Here is a 16,085-nt window from a genome sequence, read left to right as displayed (position 1 = left end):
CTTACAGCAAGTATAAATTTTGATGTTGTTCGCTATTTTTAAACCAGAACGGCTTCCTGTCCATACTGTTTGATGGGTTTATATTTGCATTCCCACATGGATTCCCGAACCGCTTGTACGATATCATCCGGCTGATGACGCGCAACTCCATCTTGAACGGCTGCCTTGGCGACTGCCACTGCTACAGCTTCAGATACTTCTCGCAGTTCGTTGATTTTTGGCAGCAGGGAAGCACCAGGCTGTGACAAATCAACCATTTGAGCTACTGCATGGGCAGCTGCTGCAAACATGCTATCTGTTATAATTTTGGATTTTACTACGATTGCTCCAAGACCAAGGCCTGGGAATACGAAAGCATTATTGGATTGTCCAATTTCAAACTTAATATTGTTGTAGATTACTGGTTCAAAAGGACTTCCTGTTGCAATAAGGGCTTTTCCTTCCGTCCAGTGGATCAGGTCTTCAGGAGTTGCCTCTGCCAGAGGAGTCGGATTGGACATTGGCATAATAATAGGGCGTTCTGTATGCTTGGCCATCTCTTTCACGATTTCCTCACTAAATGCTCCAGCAACACCGGAAGTTCCGATCATAATCGTCGGTTTCACACGGCGAATGACTTCAAGCAGAGGGATTTTGCCATCTTCAGCATGCTCCCAGTCACGGCATTCGGCAGCATCACGCACATAAGGTACCTGGAATGGCAAAAGTCCTTCCGTTTCATTGGTAAGCAGACCACGGTAATCATATGCCCAGAAGTTACGTCTTGCTTCAGTTTCTGACAATCCTTCCAGCATCATAGCCGCACTAATTTGGTCTGCATTGCCGATTCCGGCAGCTCCTGGACCAAACACTAGAACCCGATGCTTGCTCAGTGGGATTCCGGACAATTGGACACCAGACATCACACCTGCGAGTGTAACCGCGCCAGTACCTTGAATGTCATCATTAAACGTTAAAATATTATTTCCGTACTTATTAATAATATTCCGAGCATTGACGTTACCTAGATCTTCCCAGTGCAGCAGTGCGTTCGGGAAAGAAGAAAGTGCAGCTTGAACATAAGTATCAATAAATTGATCATATTGTTCTCCACGTACACGCTTATGACGATTCCCCATGTATAAAGGATCTTCTAACAGCTTTTCGTTGTTTGTACCTGCATCAAGCACAACGGCCAGCACCCGGCTAGGATCAATTCCAGCAGCAGCTGTATATACAGCAAGCTTACCGATAGAGATGTTAATACCGCCAACTCCCCAGTCCCCGATTCCCAAAATACTTTCGGAATCTGTGGCTACAATCAGGTCGATATCATCAGGGCCCAAGTTCAAATTTTTAAAAGCTTCTTTGATGCCAGCAAGGTTATCAATAGATAGATACATACCACCTGGTTTATGATATTCATGACTGTATTCCTGAATAGCCTGACCGACTGTTGGTGTATAAACAATCGGAAGCATCTCGCTCAGGTGCTCGGAAAGCAAACGATAATAAAGGACGGTATTCCGATTAAAAAGATCATTTAATGCAACGTTTTTACGCAAATTATCTGGTTGGCTTTGAAATTGCTCGTATACCCGTTGAACCTGTTCCTCAATAGTTAATATGGTAGGAGGAAGGAGGCCGTCAAGTCCAAGTTGCTGACGCTCTTCCAGCGTAAAAGCCACTCCTTTGTTCAGCAGTGGGTTGGCAAGAAGATCCTTTCCGGTTAATTTGGTTTCGATAGTTCCATCTTCCGTAACATGAAAAGCACGCATTTCCAATTCCCTCTTTCCTGAAAAATACATTTGGTTAACCCTTGAACAATTCGTGAACAAGTATACGCCTTATTTTAAACCAAGTGAACAAGTATGTTGTGTGAAAAATGGTTATATAAGTGTTTACATAAGAAAAAATATGAAAATGAAAGCGATTTTCAATGATTTTCAACTGAAAAATTCATTAAATTTTCATAATGTTTTCGGTAAATATTCATTAAATGTGACTTTTTTCATGGAATTTATAATTTGATTAAATATGTATGAGGAAATAGCTTAACTTCATTTTCTATAAACGAAGTTAAGCTATTTTTGATTATAAGGGATAATTGAGGCTTAAAATCTAACGGCTTCATTAGCAACTGGAGCAGAACGTCGCATCCAGCTGTTGCGCCATTTCAATTGCATGATGATCACGAGGACAAGAGCACAGAATGTGATCAGGCTTAGGCAGATGAAGCCTGGCATGTAAGAACCCGTTAATTTGTACAGATGTCCCAGAATCAGGGGAAGAAAGTACCCGCCTATGCCGCCAGCAGCACCGACGATGCCGGTCATGAGCCCGATTTCGTTGCCGAATCGCTGCGGCACGAGCTGGAATACGGAGCCGTTGCCAGCACCAAGGCACATCATACCTACGAACAGCAGGACTACGACCACGGCAAGGGGTGGTAAAAATGCAATACTGGCGAGCATAATCCCGGCCCCGGCATACAAGTACATTAACATGCGTGAACCACCAATCCGGTCAGACAAAAAACCGCCTACAGGACGAAAGAAACTTCCGGCAATGACACAAACGGTTGCAAAATCAGCAGCATGGACCGCGGAGAGACCGTATTGGGTATTGAAGAAAATGGTCAAATAATTAGAAAGGCCAACGAACCCGCCGAACGTCACGCAATAAAAGGCACAGAACACCCAGGCATCCCTCTGTTTGAGCACCGAAGCATATTGCGAGAGACTTTTTGGTGCTGGGCGATGAGGGCTGTTGCGGGCAAAAATACTAAACAGAACAAAAACGATGAAAATCGGGATGATGGCTAAGCCAAAAACGACCTCCCAACTGCCAAAATGTTGGGCAATGCGGTTGGCAAACAAAGTTGCGAGGACGGTCCCACTGTTGCCGGCACCGGCAATTCCCATGGCCAGCCCTTGATGCTCTTTGGGGTACCATTGGCCAGCCAACGGCAGTGCAGCTGCAAATGAGGCTCCGGCCACACCCAGAAGCAGGGCGACAGCGTATAACTGCTCCAGCGAATCAACCCACAGCCAGCCAAGCAGGAGAGGGATGATTGTGACAAGCATACCGATCTGTCCCGTGAGCTTCGGACCGAAATAATCTGACATGAATCCAAGCACGAGTCGCAGCAGGGAACCACTAAGTATTGGGAGAGCGACAAGGTTGGCTTTTTGTACAGGGTCCATTGGATAGTCATTAGCAATGACAACGACCAACGGTCCGATCATTCCCCATATCATAAAGCTAATATCAAAATACAGAAAGGAGCCCAATAGGGTGGGCTTGTGCCCGCTGTGCCAGAAACTTTTTTTCTTCATTCTCGATCTCTCCTCTTCTTATTGTGGTTTGTAGAGCTCAGTCCTCAATCTTCTGTTGAACATAAAAAAACCGCAAATCGTCCCGACATCGTATCTGGGAAACGCTTTGCGGCTTCATTGCCGTGTTTGACACACCTCATTGTGCATCGCTTTGATATGATCACATCGTAGTGATTTTAATTCAAATTATAAAAAGACATTCTATCTATGTCAATATACATAACATTAAAATTATAATAAATTTAAAATAAGGTTTAAATACAGGTTTCATGTATTAAATATTGACATGACGCTCACAATTCAGTAATCTTAAGTACATATCGGTACAACGATGTGCCGACATTTACGGCAACGGTGCCCTTTTCCATCGAATGGAGAAGGGCTTTTTCTGTCTTATTTTAGTACGGAGAATGGGGCTGGATTTATTATGATAAAAAGACTGGTCGTCATCGGTAATGGTATGGCAGGCATCAAATGTGTGGAGGAAATTATCAGTCTGGAGCCGGAGCGGTTCCAAATCACAATATTTGGTGCTGAACCGCGGCCCGGATACAACCGTGTGCTCCTGTCCAAAATGCTTCAGGAGGAGAGTACGTTCCAACATATCGTTACCCATAGCTGGGACTGGTACGAAGAAAATGGGGTAAAGTTGCAAGCTGGTGAACGTGTGTGTCGTATTGATGTGGCAACTGGTATGGTGGAAACGGAATCCGGTATTCAAGAGCCCTATGACATTCTCGTACTGGCAACTGGCTCATTGCCTTTCATGCCACCCATTCCCGGAGTTAGAAAAGAGGGAGTAATTGCTTTTCGTGATGTAAATGACTGTGAAACCATGGCGAGATATGCTAAGACGTACCGCAAGGCCACTGTCATCGGAGGAGGGTTATTGGGGCTTGAGGCTGCTCAAGGCTTGCTGAATCTGGGGATGGAAACTGACGTTGTTCATAATGCGCAGTATCTGATGAATCGTCAGCTTGACCGTACTGCGGCTGTACTTTTACAACGACGGTTGGAGCAACAGGGCATGCGGTTTCATTTGGCGAAAGATACAGTCAACATTATAGGTCGCAACCGGGCACGAGGATTGGTGTTTGCAGACGGGAACAGATTGGAAACGGACTTGGTTGTGCTGGCGGTTGGTATCCGGCCGAATATCGCTTTGGCTCAGGACAGTGGTCTGACAGTAAACCGTGCTATTGTCGTGGACGATTATATGCGCACGAGTATTCCTGGTATTTACGCAGTTGGCGAATGTGCTGAGCACCGCGGGATTTCATATGGGCTGGTAGCGCCGCTATATGAGCAGGCCAAAGTGCTGGCAAAGGTGATTTGTGGTCGTGAAACGGCTCCCTATGAAGGGACGGTCCCGTATGCACAGCTCAAGGTGGCGGGAATTCATGTGTTTTCGGCAGGAAACATTCGTGAAGAGGGCAGCGAGATCGCGATCATGGAATATAACGGTATGCAGGAGATTTACAAAAAAGTGATGATGCGCGCCGGCAATATCACTGGAGCAATTTTGTTTGGGGATACGGCGGAAAGCACCTCGCTGCTTGGAATGGTACGGCGCGGCGCGCCAACTACAGAGCTTACATCCCAGAATAATAGCAAAAGCAAAGCGGAGGATGCTGCGGAAGCATTGCCCGAAGGAGAGACGGTATGCGCATGCAATGGTGTGAGCAAGGGGGATATTTTGCGAGCGATTGCCACGGATAAGTTGAAAACAGTTGAAGAGGTGAAGAGCCGTACCAAAGCGTCCGGTTCCTGCGGAGGCTGCCGGCCGCTAGTGGCTGCACTGGTCAAAAATGGTTTGTCCCGAGCGACAGCTTCTGGACCTGTGGTAACTCCGACTGCTCAAGAAGTTGTTTCTGTGTGTGGTTGTACGCATTATGATCATGATTCGCTTAAGACAGCGATGGTGGACGCAGTTTGTCGAACTCCAGAGGAAGTAGTATCCCGTCTTGGTTGGACCAGACAGCAGGGGTGTGAATTATGTCGTCCAGCTGTACTTTATTATCTGGAATCTCTAGGTTTGCGGAACGGATCTGCAACAAATCAACTGGGAATAGACGTTGCGGTTCAGTCCACCGTACCGTACGAAGGGGAAGTGGGTTCTGTGGGCCTGAGTTTTACAAATTTGAATGCTGGACGTCGGGATTGTGTTGATCCTGCCCCGATCGATCAGGCTTGTGGTGGAGTGATCTGGCTAAGAGAGCGGCTGGCGGCAGTATGGGGCAGTCTTTCATTACCGTCACCAGTTGCGGTTGCTGTCAGTCCGGGTTCAGAGTATCCCGGTGGCGTGCTTGTCCATGACATTGGAATATCCCGATCACCAGCAGGTTGGGAGGTTTATGCCGGTGGGCATGCAGGGCACCCGGTTCGTCAGGGGTTGCTGCTTGGATTGGAGGAGAATCCAGAAGAAGTAGTGCTGATGGCTGTAACCTGCTTGCAAATATACAGGCATAGTGCTAGGTATGGGGAGAAAATGTGGGAATGGATTGAACGGACTGGCGTTCTGGCGCTGCGGGAAAGTGTGCTCGACGCTACTCTGCGAAGTGAACTGACCGGTAGCCTGCGGTCCACCATGCTGACAGGTTAACGAATTGTGGGAGTTGTAGTGATAGATTCGTGTGCGAGGACAGTAACATTGCAGCGAATGGAGAGAGAAGGTGACTTTTATGTGTCAGTCAGGAGAAAACAAACTGGAAGCCGGTCAATTCGTCCTCCCTGTGGTGGAGACACAATGCCCATTTTGCAGCGTGCAATGTAAGATGACCGTTAGTACGGAAACGGAGACACTCGCGGGTATCATTCGAACGGTGTATAAAGCGGAAGGCAAACCTAACGCAGCCTCACAAGGCAGGTTATGCATCAAGGGTATGAATGCGCATCAGCATGCAACTCATGCAGAAAGGCTGACACAGCCCTTACTGCGCAAAGAGGGCAAGCTTGTTCCCGTTCAATGGGGGGAAGCAATGGATGCTGTAGGTAGCAGTTTCTCTTCGCTGCTGTCCACGCAGGGCCCTGACGGAATCGGCATTTACGGCGGAGGCTCGCTATCGAATGAAACGGCTTATTTACTCGGGAAATTTGCGCGGGTGGCTATTGGTACGCGCTATATCGATTATAACGGGCGCTTTTGCATGTCGGCAGCAGCATCTGCTGGCAGCAAAGTGTTTGGTATTGACCGCGGACTGACCTGCAGGCTGGCTGATATTCCGTTGGCTCGTTGTATTGTGCTTGCAGGTACGAATATCGCTGAATGTCAGCCGACGTTAATGCCTTATTTTCACCAAGCGAAGGAAAATGGTGCGTTTGTCATCGTAATTGACCCGCGCGCGACACCCACAGCGGCAATAGCCGATCTGCACCTGCAAATCAGACCGGGTACGGATGCTGTACTGGCCAATGCCATGCTAAAGGTCATCGTGGATGAGGGATTGGTAAATGAAGAATTTATCCGCAAGCGGACCAACGGGTATGAACAGTTGTTGACTCATTTGAATGGGGTGGATCTGAACGAATCGGCTGCGCTGTGCGGAGTTGAGGCAGAGATGATCCGGCAGGCAGCGCGTGCCTTTGGCAGTGTGGAAACGGGTATCGTTTTTACTGCCAGGGGTGTCGAACAGCAGACGGATGGGCACATGGCAGTGCGTGCATTTCTTAATCTTGTGCTGGCCACCGGAAAGATTGGAAGAGAAGGGTGTGGGTATGGGGCCATCACAGGTCAGGGAAACGGGCAAGGGGGACGAGAGCACGGTCAAAAGGCTGACCAGCTTCCTGGCTACAGATCGATTGAGAATGAAGAAGATCGAGCCTATGTTGCGTCCATGTGGGGAGTTGAACCAAGCAGTTTACCGGGAAAAGGAGTGTCGGCCTATGAAATGATGGAACTGGTTCATCGGAGAGAAATCCAAGCTCTGTTCGTGATGGGCTCTAATCCTGTTGTATCTAACCCGAATGCCCGGTTGGTCGAGGAGGCGCTGAAAAAGCTGGATTTGTTGATTGTGGCGGATATGTTTCTCACTGAAACGGCGCGAATGGCCGACGTTGTTTTGCCTGTGACGTCTTATTTGGAGAATACGGGGACGATGACTAATCTAGAAGGCCGCGTTTTGCTGCGGGAAGCGGTGCGGATTGCACCGGGCGAAGCTAGAGATGACTGGAGCATTTTATGCCAGATAGCTTCAAGACTGAACAAGGGTGGATATTTCGCGTACAAGGATACAGAGGATATCTTTGAAGAACTGCGCCTCGCTAGCCGGGGAGGGGTTGCTGATTATTACGGGATCACTTATGACAGGCTGCGTCGCGAGGAAGGAGTATATTGGCCATGCCCATCTACGGATGAAGCTGGTATGGATACGATGTTTCGGGAAAGCTTTGCTCTTTCCGACCGAAGGGCTGTTTTTACAGTGGTTGAAAGCTGTGTAGCAGGAGAGGAAATATCCGAGGAATACCCGCTTACTTTGACGAATGGCCGCGTGCTGGCTCACTATTTGACCGGCGCACAAACACGCAGAAGTCCTTCGCTGGCCGCGCGTGAGATTGAGAATTATGTAGAAATTCATCCGCGTACAGCACAGCGCTGGTATATCAAGGACGGGGAGTGGGTAGAAATAGTATCCCAGCGCGGTAGCTTTTCTGTCCGCAGCCGGATCAGGCCACATATTCGCGAAGATACGCTTTTCGTACCTATGCATTGGGGCGGGGCGCAAAATGTAAATCGGGTGACCCGCCCCGACCTTGATCCGTTCTGCCGGATGCCTGGCTTTAAAACGGCTGCTGTACGCATCCGTCCCCTTCGTCTAGCTGTATCTGCGACCAGTGGACATAATGGGGAGTGGTCTCAATTCTAGAGCACGACTGTATGAGACTGATATTATAAATACGAACGGGTTTCGGATGTGCCGACTCCCGTTTTTATTTCTTTTCTCAACATAACTTCACGCCAACGGCAGTACAAATCCCAGGCTTCCCCGTTTTCAAGCAGTGGTTTGCAGGTATATAAGCCTTCCTCAATGGAGTCTACTCGCCCTGCAACGAACAGTCGGACCGCGCCGTTGAGCAACACTTGGTTCGAGAAGGCAGTAGGAGCTGTACCTTGCAGCACTTCCTCTGATATGCGCAGTTGTTCAGCGGGGGTCCAGTTGTGTTCTGGTACTACCGAATCCAGCCCGTACATTTCGGGATCTATAACCTGGAGTGACACTTCACCGTTAGCAAACAGGTAAGTCCGGGTCGGTCGATCAATGAACAGGTCCTCCGATCCTTCGCTCCCCTGAATGATCAAAGCCCTGCGATAATTCAGATTCTGCATAACTTTCGCCGTCTTGTCGAATACGGTGTTGTGGAAAACGCCGAATACAATGTACGGGGAAGAACCGTAATCAACTAGTTTCTCGGCTGTGTTCAGTACTGTGCGAAGCCCCAACTCTTCGCGAATAGGCCGCAGATCTCGCAGGGGCGTGCACCATTGTTCGGAAACGACGAAAAGCACGCCTGTCTGCTTCGCAGCATGAATGGCGGTTTCGTGTGTTATGTCCGCAGTTGCTACCCCCATCTCCTGCAACAAAAGTGGGAGTGTAACCCCCCATTTGGGAGGGAGAGGTGCACTGCCATGCATCGTTACAGGTATTCCGTAGGAGGAAAGCAGAAAGGCAGTTGCGAAGGTGGCAATAAATGATGACTTTCTACCGTCGTACGGACCAGCGAAATCAATACCTTCCTCCATGGGAAAGTGGTGGGAATATTTACGACAGACATTAACGAATGCTTCTAGCTCGTCAACACTCTCCATTTTGATGCGTTCCGCGGCAAAGAAGGCTCCGATTTGAGCAGGGGTTGCCGACCGGGTCATAATCAGTTCGGCGGCAGCTTCGGCTTCGGCGTAGTTCAGATCACGGGCGCCTCTTTTGCCGCGCCCAACTTCTTTTAATATTTCAATGATATTCATGTTCAGGCCCCTTTCAGATTTATGCTTTTAGCATTTGCTGTGCTTTCACAATGGAGATGGCCACATCAACGATTCGTTTGCGTTCATTCATCGCTTTTTTACGCAGTAGATCATATGCCTCCGCTTCCGGGATGCCGTTTACTTCGCCAAGTATCCCCTTCGCCATATCAATCCATTTGCGTTCTTCCAGCCGAGCGGTCAGTTGTTTGCGTTCACTTTGCCAATGCTGGCGTTCAAAAAAGTGTTTGGCGCTAAAATGAAGAGCCCAATTCAGCTCATGAGCTGCCATGGAAGGGGTTAGAATACCGTCGACAATCACATCTGCTTCGCAAGCCTCCGTCGATGACAGCGCTGATATCGGGCTGCACCACCAGAGCAACGGAATTGCTTTGGTTTGCTCTAACCTGCTGCTCCACATGCTGATTGTACCGACAGGTATGTTAAGTACTGCCGCATCTGCATTATGGATGAGCTGTTTGATTTCAGATTCATTGCGGCAGGGCAAAGGTAGGTATCCGTTGGATTCTAAAAGGTGCTCAGGTCCTGCCTGCCATGAGGGAATGGCGTTTGCCTGCTCGGGTGCAGGGTCAGGGTGTAAGTGGATTACCAACAAGGAACGCAAGCGGGCTCCTCCTCTCTTTAACTCAAGGGTAAATAAGCATGAGGATTGTATGTCTTGATAAGAAATGTGACATAGAACTTTGCGAGATGGTTTTACTTTTCCATCATAATGAAGTGGAAACAGACTTTTAAACCATTTTGGCGTGTTTTGGACTGAAAATCAATCCTAATTTTGCAGAAGAGTGATATTTTATACGTCATGGATATGTTACTTAGTGATAAAATATAATTTTTTATAAGATAATGCGTAAGGAATATTGACATGTGATTTGAATCGTTATATATTGGCTACAGTACTTTAAATTCATACTCTGATGGATACAACGGCGTATTCGATGAAACGGCAATGGAGCCTGTTTTTACATGTGGAGGGATGTTTTTCATCCCCGTATGTGAAGCAGGCTTTTTATGTTTTAAGGATAGAAATGGAGAGGGAGTGACCTAATGAACTACATCCAAAAATTAGTGCTGGTCGGCAACGGAATGGCGGGGATACGCACTCTCGAACATTTGCTGAAGATCGCACCAGGTGCTTATGAGATTACGGTATTTGGGGCCGAGCCCCATCCCAACTATAATCGGATCATGCTGTCCTCTGTTCTGGCTGGAGGAGCAGGTTTGCAGGATATTATCATCAACGATTGGAGTTGGTATGAAAAGAATAATATCCGATTGTATACCGATGATCCTGTCACAGCTATCGATACGGAAAATCGGCAGGTGACTTCACGATCCGGTGTATGCGTCTCTTATGATTTACTGTTGTTGGCAACAGGTTCTAAAGCCTTCATTCTGCCGCTTCCAGGAGCCGACAAGGATGGTGTGATTGGTTTCCGGGATATCCGTGACTGCGAGACGATGATAGAGACGGCGAAGACGCACAAAAAAGCAGCCGTTATCGGCGGCGGATTGCTTGGGCTAGAGGCAGCCAGGGGGCTGCTTAATTTGGGGATGGACGTTACAGTTATTCATATCAATGGATATATTATGGACCGACAGCTGGATGAGGCAGCTTCCTTTATGTTACGGCGCGAGCTGGAGGAACAGGGAATGACTTTTCTGGTCAATAAGCGGACGGCGGCTATCACCGGGCGTCGTCGCGTGGAAGGGCTGAAATTTGCTGATGGCAGCGAACTGGAAGCGGATTTGATCGTTATGGCGGTAGGTATCAAACCAGATATTGAACTGGCGGTTTCGGCGGGAATTCCCGTAAACCGCGGCATCATCGTAAATGATAACATGGAAACGAACATTCCTGGCATATACGCCGTTGGAGAATGTGCAGAACACCGGGGAATCACTTACGGTCTGGTTGCCCCATTATATGAGCAGGGGGGTATCCTGGCTCAGCGACTCGCGGGAATGGAGACTCCCGGCTACAGTGGTTCCGTTACTTCGACAAGGTTGAAGGTATCGGGCGTCGATGTGTTTTCAGCAGGCAATTACAAGGATGAGCCAGAAACGCGATCTCTGCGGTATCAGGATGATATTGGTGGCGTCTACAAAAAAATCGTCATCAAGGAAGAAAAACTGCTCGGAGCCGTTCTGTTTGGGGATACATCTGATGGAGCCATGTTGTTTTCTCTGATCAAAAGTGGTGATTCGGTGGTTGGTCGAGAGAAAGAGTTGTTACTTGGTTTTAACCCTGGCCAACCAGAAGGTAGTGGCACCATGATGCTGGAGCAGATGCCTGAGGATGAAATTGTATGCGGATGTAATGGTGTATCCAAGGGTGACATTGGAGAGGCGGTTGCGGCAGGCTACAGGAGTCTTGGGGAGATTAAGGCCTGTACGAAGGCATCGGCATCATGCGGCGGCTGTAAGCCAATAGTGGAGGGGCTCTTACAGCTGTACGCAGGTGCAGAAACCGGAGAACCGATTAAAGAAGGGATATGTGGTTGTACAACGCTTGATCGGGAAGCGATTATTGATGGTATCCGGGAAATGGGGCTGAAGAGCGTCAAAGAAGTGATGAACGTGCTGGGCTGGAACGAACCTGAAGGATGTACCAAATGCCGGCCAGCCCTCAACTATTATCTAGGTATGCTGTGGCCACTGGATTATGAGGATGAGAAGGAATCCAGATTCACGAATGAAAGGTACCATGCCAATATCCAGAAGGATGGTACCTACTCTGTGGTGCCCCGCATTTATGGAGGAGTTACTTCACCTGCCGACCTGAAGAAGATTGCCGCTGTCGCGGAGAAATACAACGTGCCTTTGGTTAAATTTACGGGTGGCCAACGTCTCGACTTGCTTGGTGTGAAAAAGGAAGATCTACCGGGAATCTGGTCTGAATTGGATATGCCGTCAGGGTATGCATATGGAAAGACATTGCGAACGGTCAAGACGTGCGTTGGTAACACCTTTTGTCGCTTCGGCACACAGGATGCTATGGGTATGGGCATCCGGTTGGAAAAGGCATTCGAGCGTCTGAATGCACCATCCAAAGTCAAACTGGCTGTGTCGGGCTGTCCGCGTAACTGCGCAGAAGCGACGATTAAGGATTTGGGCGTTGTCGCTATTGATGGTGGCTGGGGGATCTACATTGGAGGTAATGGCGGTATTAAGGTGCGGGCAGCAGAACTGCTGTGTACTGTAAAAACCGAGGATGAAGTGATGGAATGGACTGGTGCCTATTTACAGTATTACCGTGAGCAGGCGAATTGGAACGAGCGAACAGCTCATTGGGTAGAACGGGTAGGCGTAGACTCGATCAAACAGGTACTAGCAAATGCGGAGATGAGGCAGCGACTGGTAAGCAGAATTGAGGAGACGTTAAGTACAACGACGGATCCGTGGCACGAAATCATTCATAACGAAGAGCTGCGCAAAAATTTTGTGCAGCTGCCAGAGCTTAAGGCAGTAATGGAATAGGGGGATGACCAAATGGAGAGCAATACGATAACCAGCAGAATCAGGATTGCAGATCTGAACGAAATTGACCAACGTGGAGCAAGAACAGTTCGCATTCAAAACACAGAGATAGCCGTATTCCGCCTTAGTGACGGCAGCGTGCGTGCGCTTGAGAACCGTTGTCCGCACAAAGGGGGACGGTTATCTGAAGGAATGATCTGTGGATCGGTAGTCCATTGTCCGCTCCATGACTGGAAAGTCGACCTATCCACCGGCCAGGTGCGAGATCCGGATACTGGATGTGTGACCACTTACCCGACGGAGATTGATAGTGAGAGTGGAGCTGTTTTTATTATAATCTAGAGGCTTTGAGTTTATTGTGCTTGGGGTGCTGGGCTTAGTTGTTCTTCTATATAATAGAAGAGATATGTATTGCCCAACGATTCTCTAGAATTCAATCTTACTGAATAAAGAGATATTACAGCTTAAGTGTAGTGGTAAAGTATATAAAAAAGTCAACCTTATTTCAGGTTGGCTTTTTTATGCTCAAATCTTGAACAATGGACAGTTTCTCTTTTTAGCAAAATTCGCTGTATCTCCAAATAAAAAAAGCCTTGAATATCAAGGCTTTAGACGAATAGGACGGATGGGGATCGAACCCATGACCCTTACCCTGTCAAGATAATGCTCTCCCGCTGAGCTACCGTCCTGTAGTTACTAGATAATATCATGTATTAACCATATATGTAAAGTGAAAAAATACAAATCAGCCTGTACTTCATAACCATTTATATATATAATTCAAATTTAGCGAGTTTACATTTGAAATTAGAGATGGAGGAACAGATGATGGCCGCAGAAATTATAACTGTAACCACAGAAGAGCAACTGCAGAAGGCAATATTAATCCGGACCAAAGTGTTTGTCGAAGAGCAAAAGGTTCCTCTAGATCTTGAAATTGATCATTATGACAAGCTGGGAGATACCGCCCATCATTTACTAATTTGTGAACATGGGGAAATGGTGGCTACTGGTCGGTTGACATATTATGATGAGGATACAGCTAAAATGCAACGTATTGCCGTTCTCAAGGAGCATCGTGCAGCAGGTTATGGACGCGTATTACTGCTAGCACTGGAGGAACGTGCACGTGAACTGGGGCTGAGATACTCGTTGCTAGATGCTCAATGTCAAGTTGAGAAGTTTTACGAAAAGCTAGGCTATGAAACGATCTCTGATGAACCTTTTGACGATGCGGGAATACCGCACGTACGTATGCGTAAAAAGTTGTAATTGAGGCACGGGGTGTATACAAAGCTGTACAATGCGCATGCTAGTAAAAGTTCCTCCACTATACTATGGATAAGGAGCGATGCAGCATGGCGAATACAGAACGAGAACAAATTACGGCAGTACGTAAAAACGGGGATGGCGATCTTACGTCATTTCAGACATCTACTGGACGGATTTTGGATTATAGCCAAGCGTTGAACGAGATTGAAGCAGGCTCCATTGCAGGCGTCAACGTGTTCAAGGCCAAGGATGGAAGCAAACGAATTCGAGGGGATGCCGATGGAGATCCTTCTAATAACCTGGATCAACTGCCGTTGTTCTGACCTTGACTCGCAACATTAACGTCCAAGCTTATCATTGTATACAAAAAATATGCAGCAAGCCGCCCGGCTATCCTTTGTAGGAAAGCCGGGCGGCTTTTTGTTAATTGTTTAAGCTCTCATTAGCTCGGCTACTCTGCACGTTCCAAATCTGCTAGCGGATAAACTCGCTGCTGCTCCAGAAAGGACATAATCCCTGCCTTATCTCTAAATTGTTCCATATCATCACTATAGTGCATCAGATGAATTTGCTCTTGCAGAGGTGTTGGCAAGCTTAGCAGCTCATCTAACGTTGTATGTACTTCTCCAGCGCCTTGTAACTGAACCTCATGTAAAATGCTCCGGCATCCTCGTTCATGCACCAGATGATGAAGTAAATCGGGATCAAAAACCATGTCCGCACTATAAAAAAGACGATCATTTATGAACAAAGAGTAACTGTGTTTACCAGGAATATGCTGTGTAGGGATCAGCTCTACCTGGATACCGGGTACTAATGTGGTGGATACGCCAGGCGTTATGACATTTACCTCAAATACATCCTCAAGCTTGTCAATCATACCTTGCTGGGACATGCCGCCCTTGAGCGTATGCTCCCATAAAGGGTGGATTAATGGTTCGGCGATATAAAGTAGAGGTTTGCGACGATGGAGGATATTCATTTGAAAACCAAATTCCTCTAAGCCTCCGACATGATCTGCGTGAATATGTGTGATTAAAATAGCGTCAATATCAGGCAAAGGGACACCCATCTGGTGTAATGCCAGCGATGCGGTTGTACCGCAATCGATCAGCAGCTTGCCTTCCCCGCTATCCAGCAGCGCGTTGTTGTTGTAATAATGCTTGGCAAAGGCGCTGCCTGTACCAAGCATCTGTATCGTTAGGCCCATTATGGATTCACCCTCCAGACGATGTGTTATAAGACATTCTACAATCGTATTTTAACATCTAGGCTGCGAGAACTAAAGATTTGGCTCCTCATGTAAAAACTTTGGACAATTTGTGAAACACAGCGCAACTTGTGCGGCTGAGCTAGGTATAAATGTACGACAGATGGTTTTTAACAGATAACGATGGAGGGATATGTAGTATGAAATGGAGAAAAGTGATGGCCCTAGTGATGGCCTTTTCAATAATGGGAGGGACCGTCATTTCGGCGGAGTCCGCCAAGGACCAAGTGCAGTTGATTATTAACGGAGAAGTGTCAAAAGATGGCGCAGTTGTCATTGATGGGAAAACTTATGTGCCTATCCGTGATTTTAATGGGCTTGTAAATTTTGATCCCTCTGGTGGAAAAGTTGTTTTCGACCAGCCAAACGTGCATATGTTCCTGTTCAAGGGGGATACTGTGTTTGGTAACGTGAATAAAGGTAACAAAGTGAAGTTTAATGTTTTCAGTCAAATTGATACCCTGAAAACAGATATTTCCGGAGTGAAAGTAGCAATTACCGACCCTTCGGGCAATGTAAAGGATATTCAGTCCCAAGATATCAAAGGAGCGCAAAAGGATAACTTCTGGTTCCGTACAAACGACTTTACGTATGATTTCAAAACAGCAGGAAACTATCGGGTCGGTTTCTACATTAAAGAAAGTAAAGATGGCAGTTATACCCTCGTGTCCGAAAAAGTCATTACAGCGATAAATTAGGCATACCACAAATTGACCTGCACTCTTGATCATGTTACGATACGAGGGAAAATAAAACAATTTGAAGGTAG

Annotated in this window: 12 protein-coding genes and 1 tRNA gene; 7 read left to right on the top strand and 6 right to left on the bottom strand. The window is 47.3% G+C overall.

Going from position 1 to position 16,085, the window contains the following annotated elements:
* Positions 1-38: 38 nt before the first annotated feature.
* Both OIU26_RS02735 and OIU26_RS02730 read right to left on the bottom strand, forming a co-directional pair.
* Positions 39-1,757: an NAD-dependent malic enzyme gene (locus tag OIU26_RS02735; RefSeq protein ID WP_264215867.1), complete on the bottom strand. Its 1,719-nt coding sequence runs from the start codon at positions 1,755-1,757 to the stop codon at positions 39-41.
* 336 nt (positions 1,758-2,093) lie between these two features.
* Positions 2,094-3,317 carry an MFS transporter gene (locus tag OIU26_RS02730; RefSeq protein WP_264215866.1) on the bottom strand — a complete coding sequence of 408 codons (1,224 nt, stop codon included), beginning with the start codon at positions 3,315-3,317 and terminating at the stop codon, positions 2,094-2,096.
* A 427-nt stretch (positions 3,318-3,744) separates the two neighbouring features.
* Between OIU26_RS02730 and nirB (OIU26_RS02725) the strand changes: the two genes are divergently transcribed.
* On the top strand, positions 3,745-5,919 hold the full coding sequence (gene nirB, locus OIU26_RS02725; RefSeq protein ID WP_264215865.1) for a nitrite reductase large subunit NirB: 2,175 nt from the start codon (positions 3,745-3,747) through the stop codon (positions 5,917-5,919).
* A gap of 79 nt (positions 5,920-5,998) precedes the next feature.
* The gene (gene nasC / locus OIU26_RS02720) at positions 5,999-8,179 is read left to right on the top strand and encodes an assimilatory nitrate reductase catalytic subunit NasC (protein WP_264215864.1); all 2,181 of its coding nucleotides are present in this window, start codon (positions 5,999-6,001) and stop codon (positions 8,177-8,179) included.
* A 23-nt stretch (positions 8,180-8,202) separates the two neighbouring features.
* Here the strand turns inward: nasC and OIU26_RS02715 are convergent, their stop codons facing one another.
* Positions 8,203-9,276, bottom strand: coding sequence for an anthranilate phosphoribosyltransferase (locus OIU26_RS02715; protein WP_264215863.1), 1,074 nt, complete (start codon positions 9,274-9,276; stop codon positions 8,203-8,205).
* A gap of 19 nt (positions 9,277-9,295) precedes the next feature.
* A complete protein-coding gene (locus OIU26_RS02710) occupies positions 9,296-9,898 on the bottom strand; it encodes an ANTAR domain-containing protein (RefSeq protein WP_264215862.1) in 603 nt (200 codons plus the stop codon).
* Between the two features lie 443 nt (positions 9,899-10,341).
* On the opposite strand from OIU26_RS02710, the gene nirB (OIU26_RS02705) reads away from it, so the two are divergent.
* Both nirB (OIU26_RS02705) and nirD read left to right on the top strand, forming a co-directional pair.
* Positions 10,342-12,774, top strand: a complete 2,433-nt coding sequence (gene nirB / locus OIU26_RS02705; RefSeq protein WP_264215861.1) for a nitrite reductase large subunit NirB — start codon at positions 10,342-10,344, stop codon at positions 12,772-12,774.
* A 12-nt stretch (positions 12,775-12,786) separates the two neighbouring features.
* Positions 12,787-13,116, top strand: a complete 330-nt coding sequence (gene nirD / locus OIU26_RS02700) for a nitrite reductase small subunit NirD (RefSeq protein WP_064962258.1) — start codon at positions 12,787-12,789, stop codon at positions 13,114-13,116.
* Between the two features lie 275 nt (positions 13,117-13,391).
* Here the strand turns inward: nirD and OIU26_RS02695 are convergent.
* Positions 13,392-13,463 (bottom strand) — tRNA-Val (locus tag OIU26_RS02695).
* A gap of 139 nt (positions 13,464-13,602) precedes the next feature.
* Between OIU26_RS02695 and OIU26_RS02690 the strand changes: the two genes are divergently transcribed.
* Complete coding sequence (locus OIU26_RS02690) at positions 13,603-14,046, top strand: GNAT family N-acetyltransferase (RefSeq protein WP_264216257.1); 444 nt, start codon at positions 13,603-13,605, stop codon at positions 14,044-14,046.
* Positions 14,047-14,132: 86 nt separating this feature from the next.
* The gene (locus OIU26_RS02685) at positions 14,133-14,369 is read left to right on the top strand and encodes a DUF3892 domain-containing protein (protein ID WP_013371899.1); all 237 of its coding nucleotides are present in this window, start codon (positions 14,133-14,135) and stop codon (positions 14,367-14,369) included.
* A gap of 128 nt (positions 14,370-14,497) precedes the next feature.
* Here the strand turns inward: OIU26_RS02685 and OIU26_RS02680 are convergent, their stop codons facing one another.
* Complete coding sequence (locus tag OIU26_RS02680; protein WP_013371898.1) at positions 14,498-15,256, bottom strand: MBL fold metallo-hydrolase; 759 nt, start codon at positions 15,254-15,256, stop codon at positions 14,498-14,500.
* A 200-nt stretch (positions 15,257-15,456) separates the two neighbouring features.
* Here OIU26_RS02680 and OIU26_RS02675 point away from each other — a divergent pair, with 200 nt between their 5' ends.
* A complete protein-coding gene (locus tag OIU26_RS02675; RefSeq protein WP_013371897.1) occupies positions 15,457-16,014 on the top strand; it encodes a hypothetical protein in 558 nt (185 codons plus the stop codon).
* The last annotated feature ends 71 nt before the right edge of the window (positions 16,015-16,085 follow it).

Source organism: Paenibacillus sp. BT-177 (assembly GCF_025846815.2).
Taxonomy (GTDB): Bacteria; Bacillota; Bacilli; order Paenibacillales; family Paenibacillaceae; genus Paenibacillus; species Paenibacillus polymyxa_C.
This window is presented reverse-complemented; position numbering and strand designations above follow the sequence as displayed.

What these genes read in the sequence shown, in the direction of transcription:
- OIU26_RS02735 (WP_264215867.1), bottom strand. Translation starts at nt 1,757, where the DNA reads ATGCGTGCTTTTCATGTTACGGAAGATGGAACTATCGAAACCAAATTA.
- OIU26_RS02730 (WP_264215866.1), bottom strand. Translation starts at nt 3,317, where the DNA reads ATGAAGAAAAAAAGTTTCTGGCACAGCGGGCACAAGCCCACCCTATTG.
- nirB (WP_264215865.1), top strand. Translation starts at nt 3,745, where the DNA reads ATGATAAAAAGACTGGTCGTCATCGGTAATGGTATGGCAGGCATCAAA.
- nasC (WP_264215864.1), top strand. Translation starts at nt 5,999, where the DNA reads ATGTGTCAGTCAGGAGAAAACAAACTGGAAGCCGGTCAATTCGTCCTC.
- OIU26_RS02715 (WP_264215863.1), bottom strand. Translation starts at nt 9,276, where the DNA reads ATGAATATCATTGAAATATTAAAAGAAGTTGGGCGCGGCAAAAGAGGC.
- nirB (WP_264215861.1), top strand. Translation starts at nt 10,342, where the DNA reads ATGAACTACATCCAAAAATTAGTGCTGGTCGGCAACGGAATGGCGGGG.
- nirD (WP_064962258.1), top strand. Translation starts at nt 12,787, where the DNA reads ATGGAGAGCAATACGATAACCAGCAGAATCAGGATTGCAGATCTGAAC.
- OIU26_RS02690 (WP_264216257.1), top strand. Translation starts at nt 13,603, where the DNA reads ATGGCCGCAGAAATTATAACTGTAACCACAGAAGAGCAACTGCAGAAG.
- OIU26_RS02685 (WP_013371899.1), top strand. Translation starts at nt 14,133, where the DNA reads ATGGCGAATACAGAACGAGAACAAATTACGGCAGTACGTAAAAACGGG.
- OIU26_RS02680 (WP_013371898.1), bottom strand. Translation starts at nt 15,256, where the DNA reads ATGGGCCTAACGATACAGATGCTTGGTACAGGCAGCGCCTTTGCCAAG.
- OIU26_RS02675 (WP_013371897.1), top strand. Translation starts at nt 15,457, where the DNA reads ATGAAATGGAGAAAAGTGATGGCCCTAGTGATGGCCTTTTCAATAATG.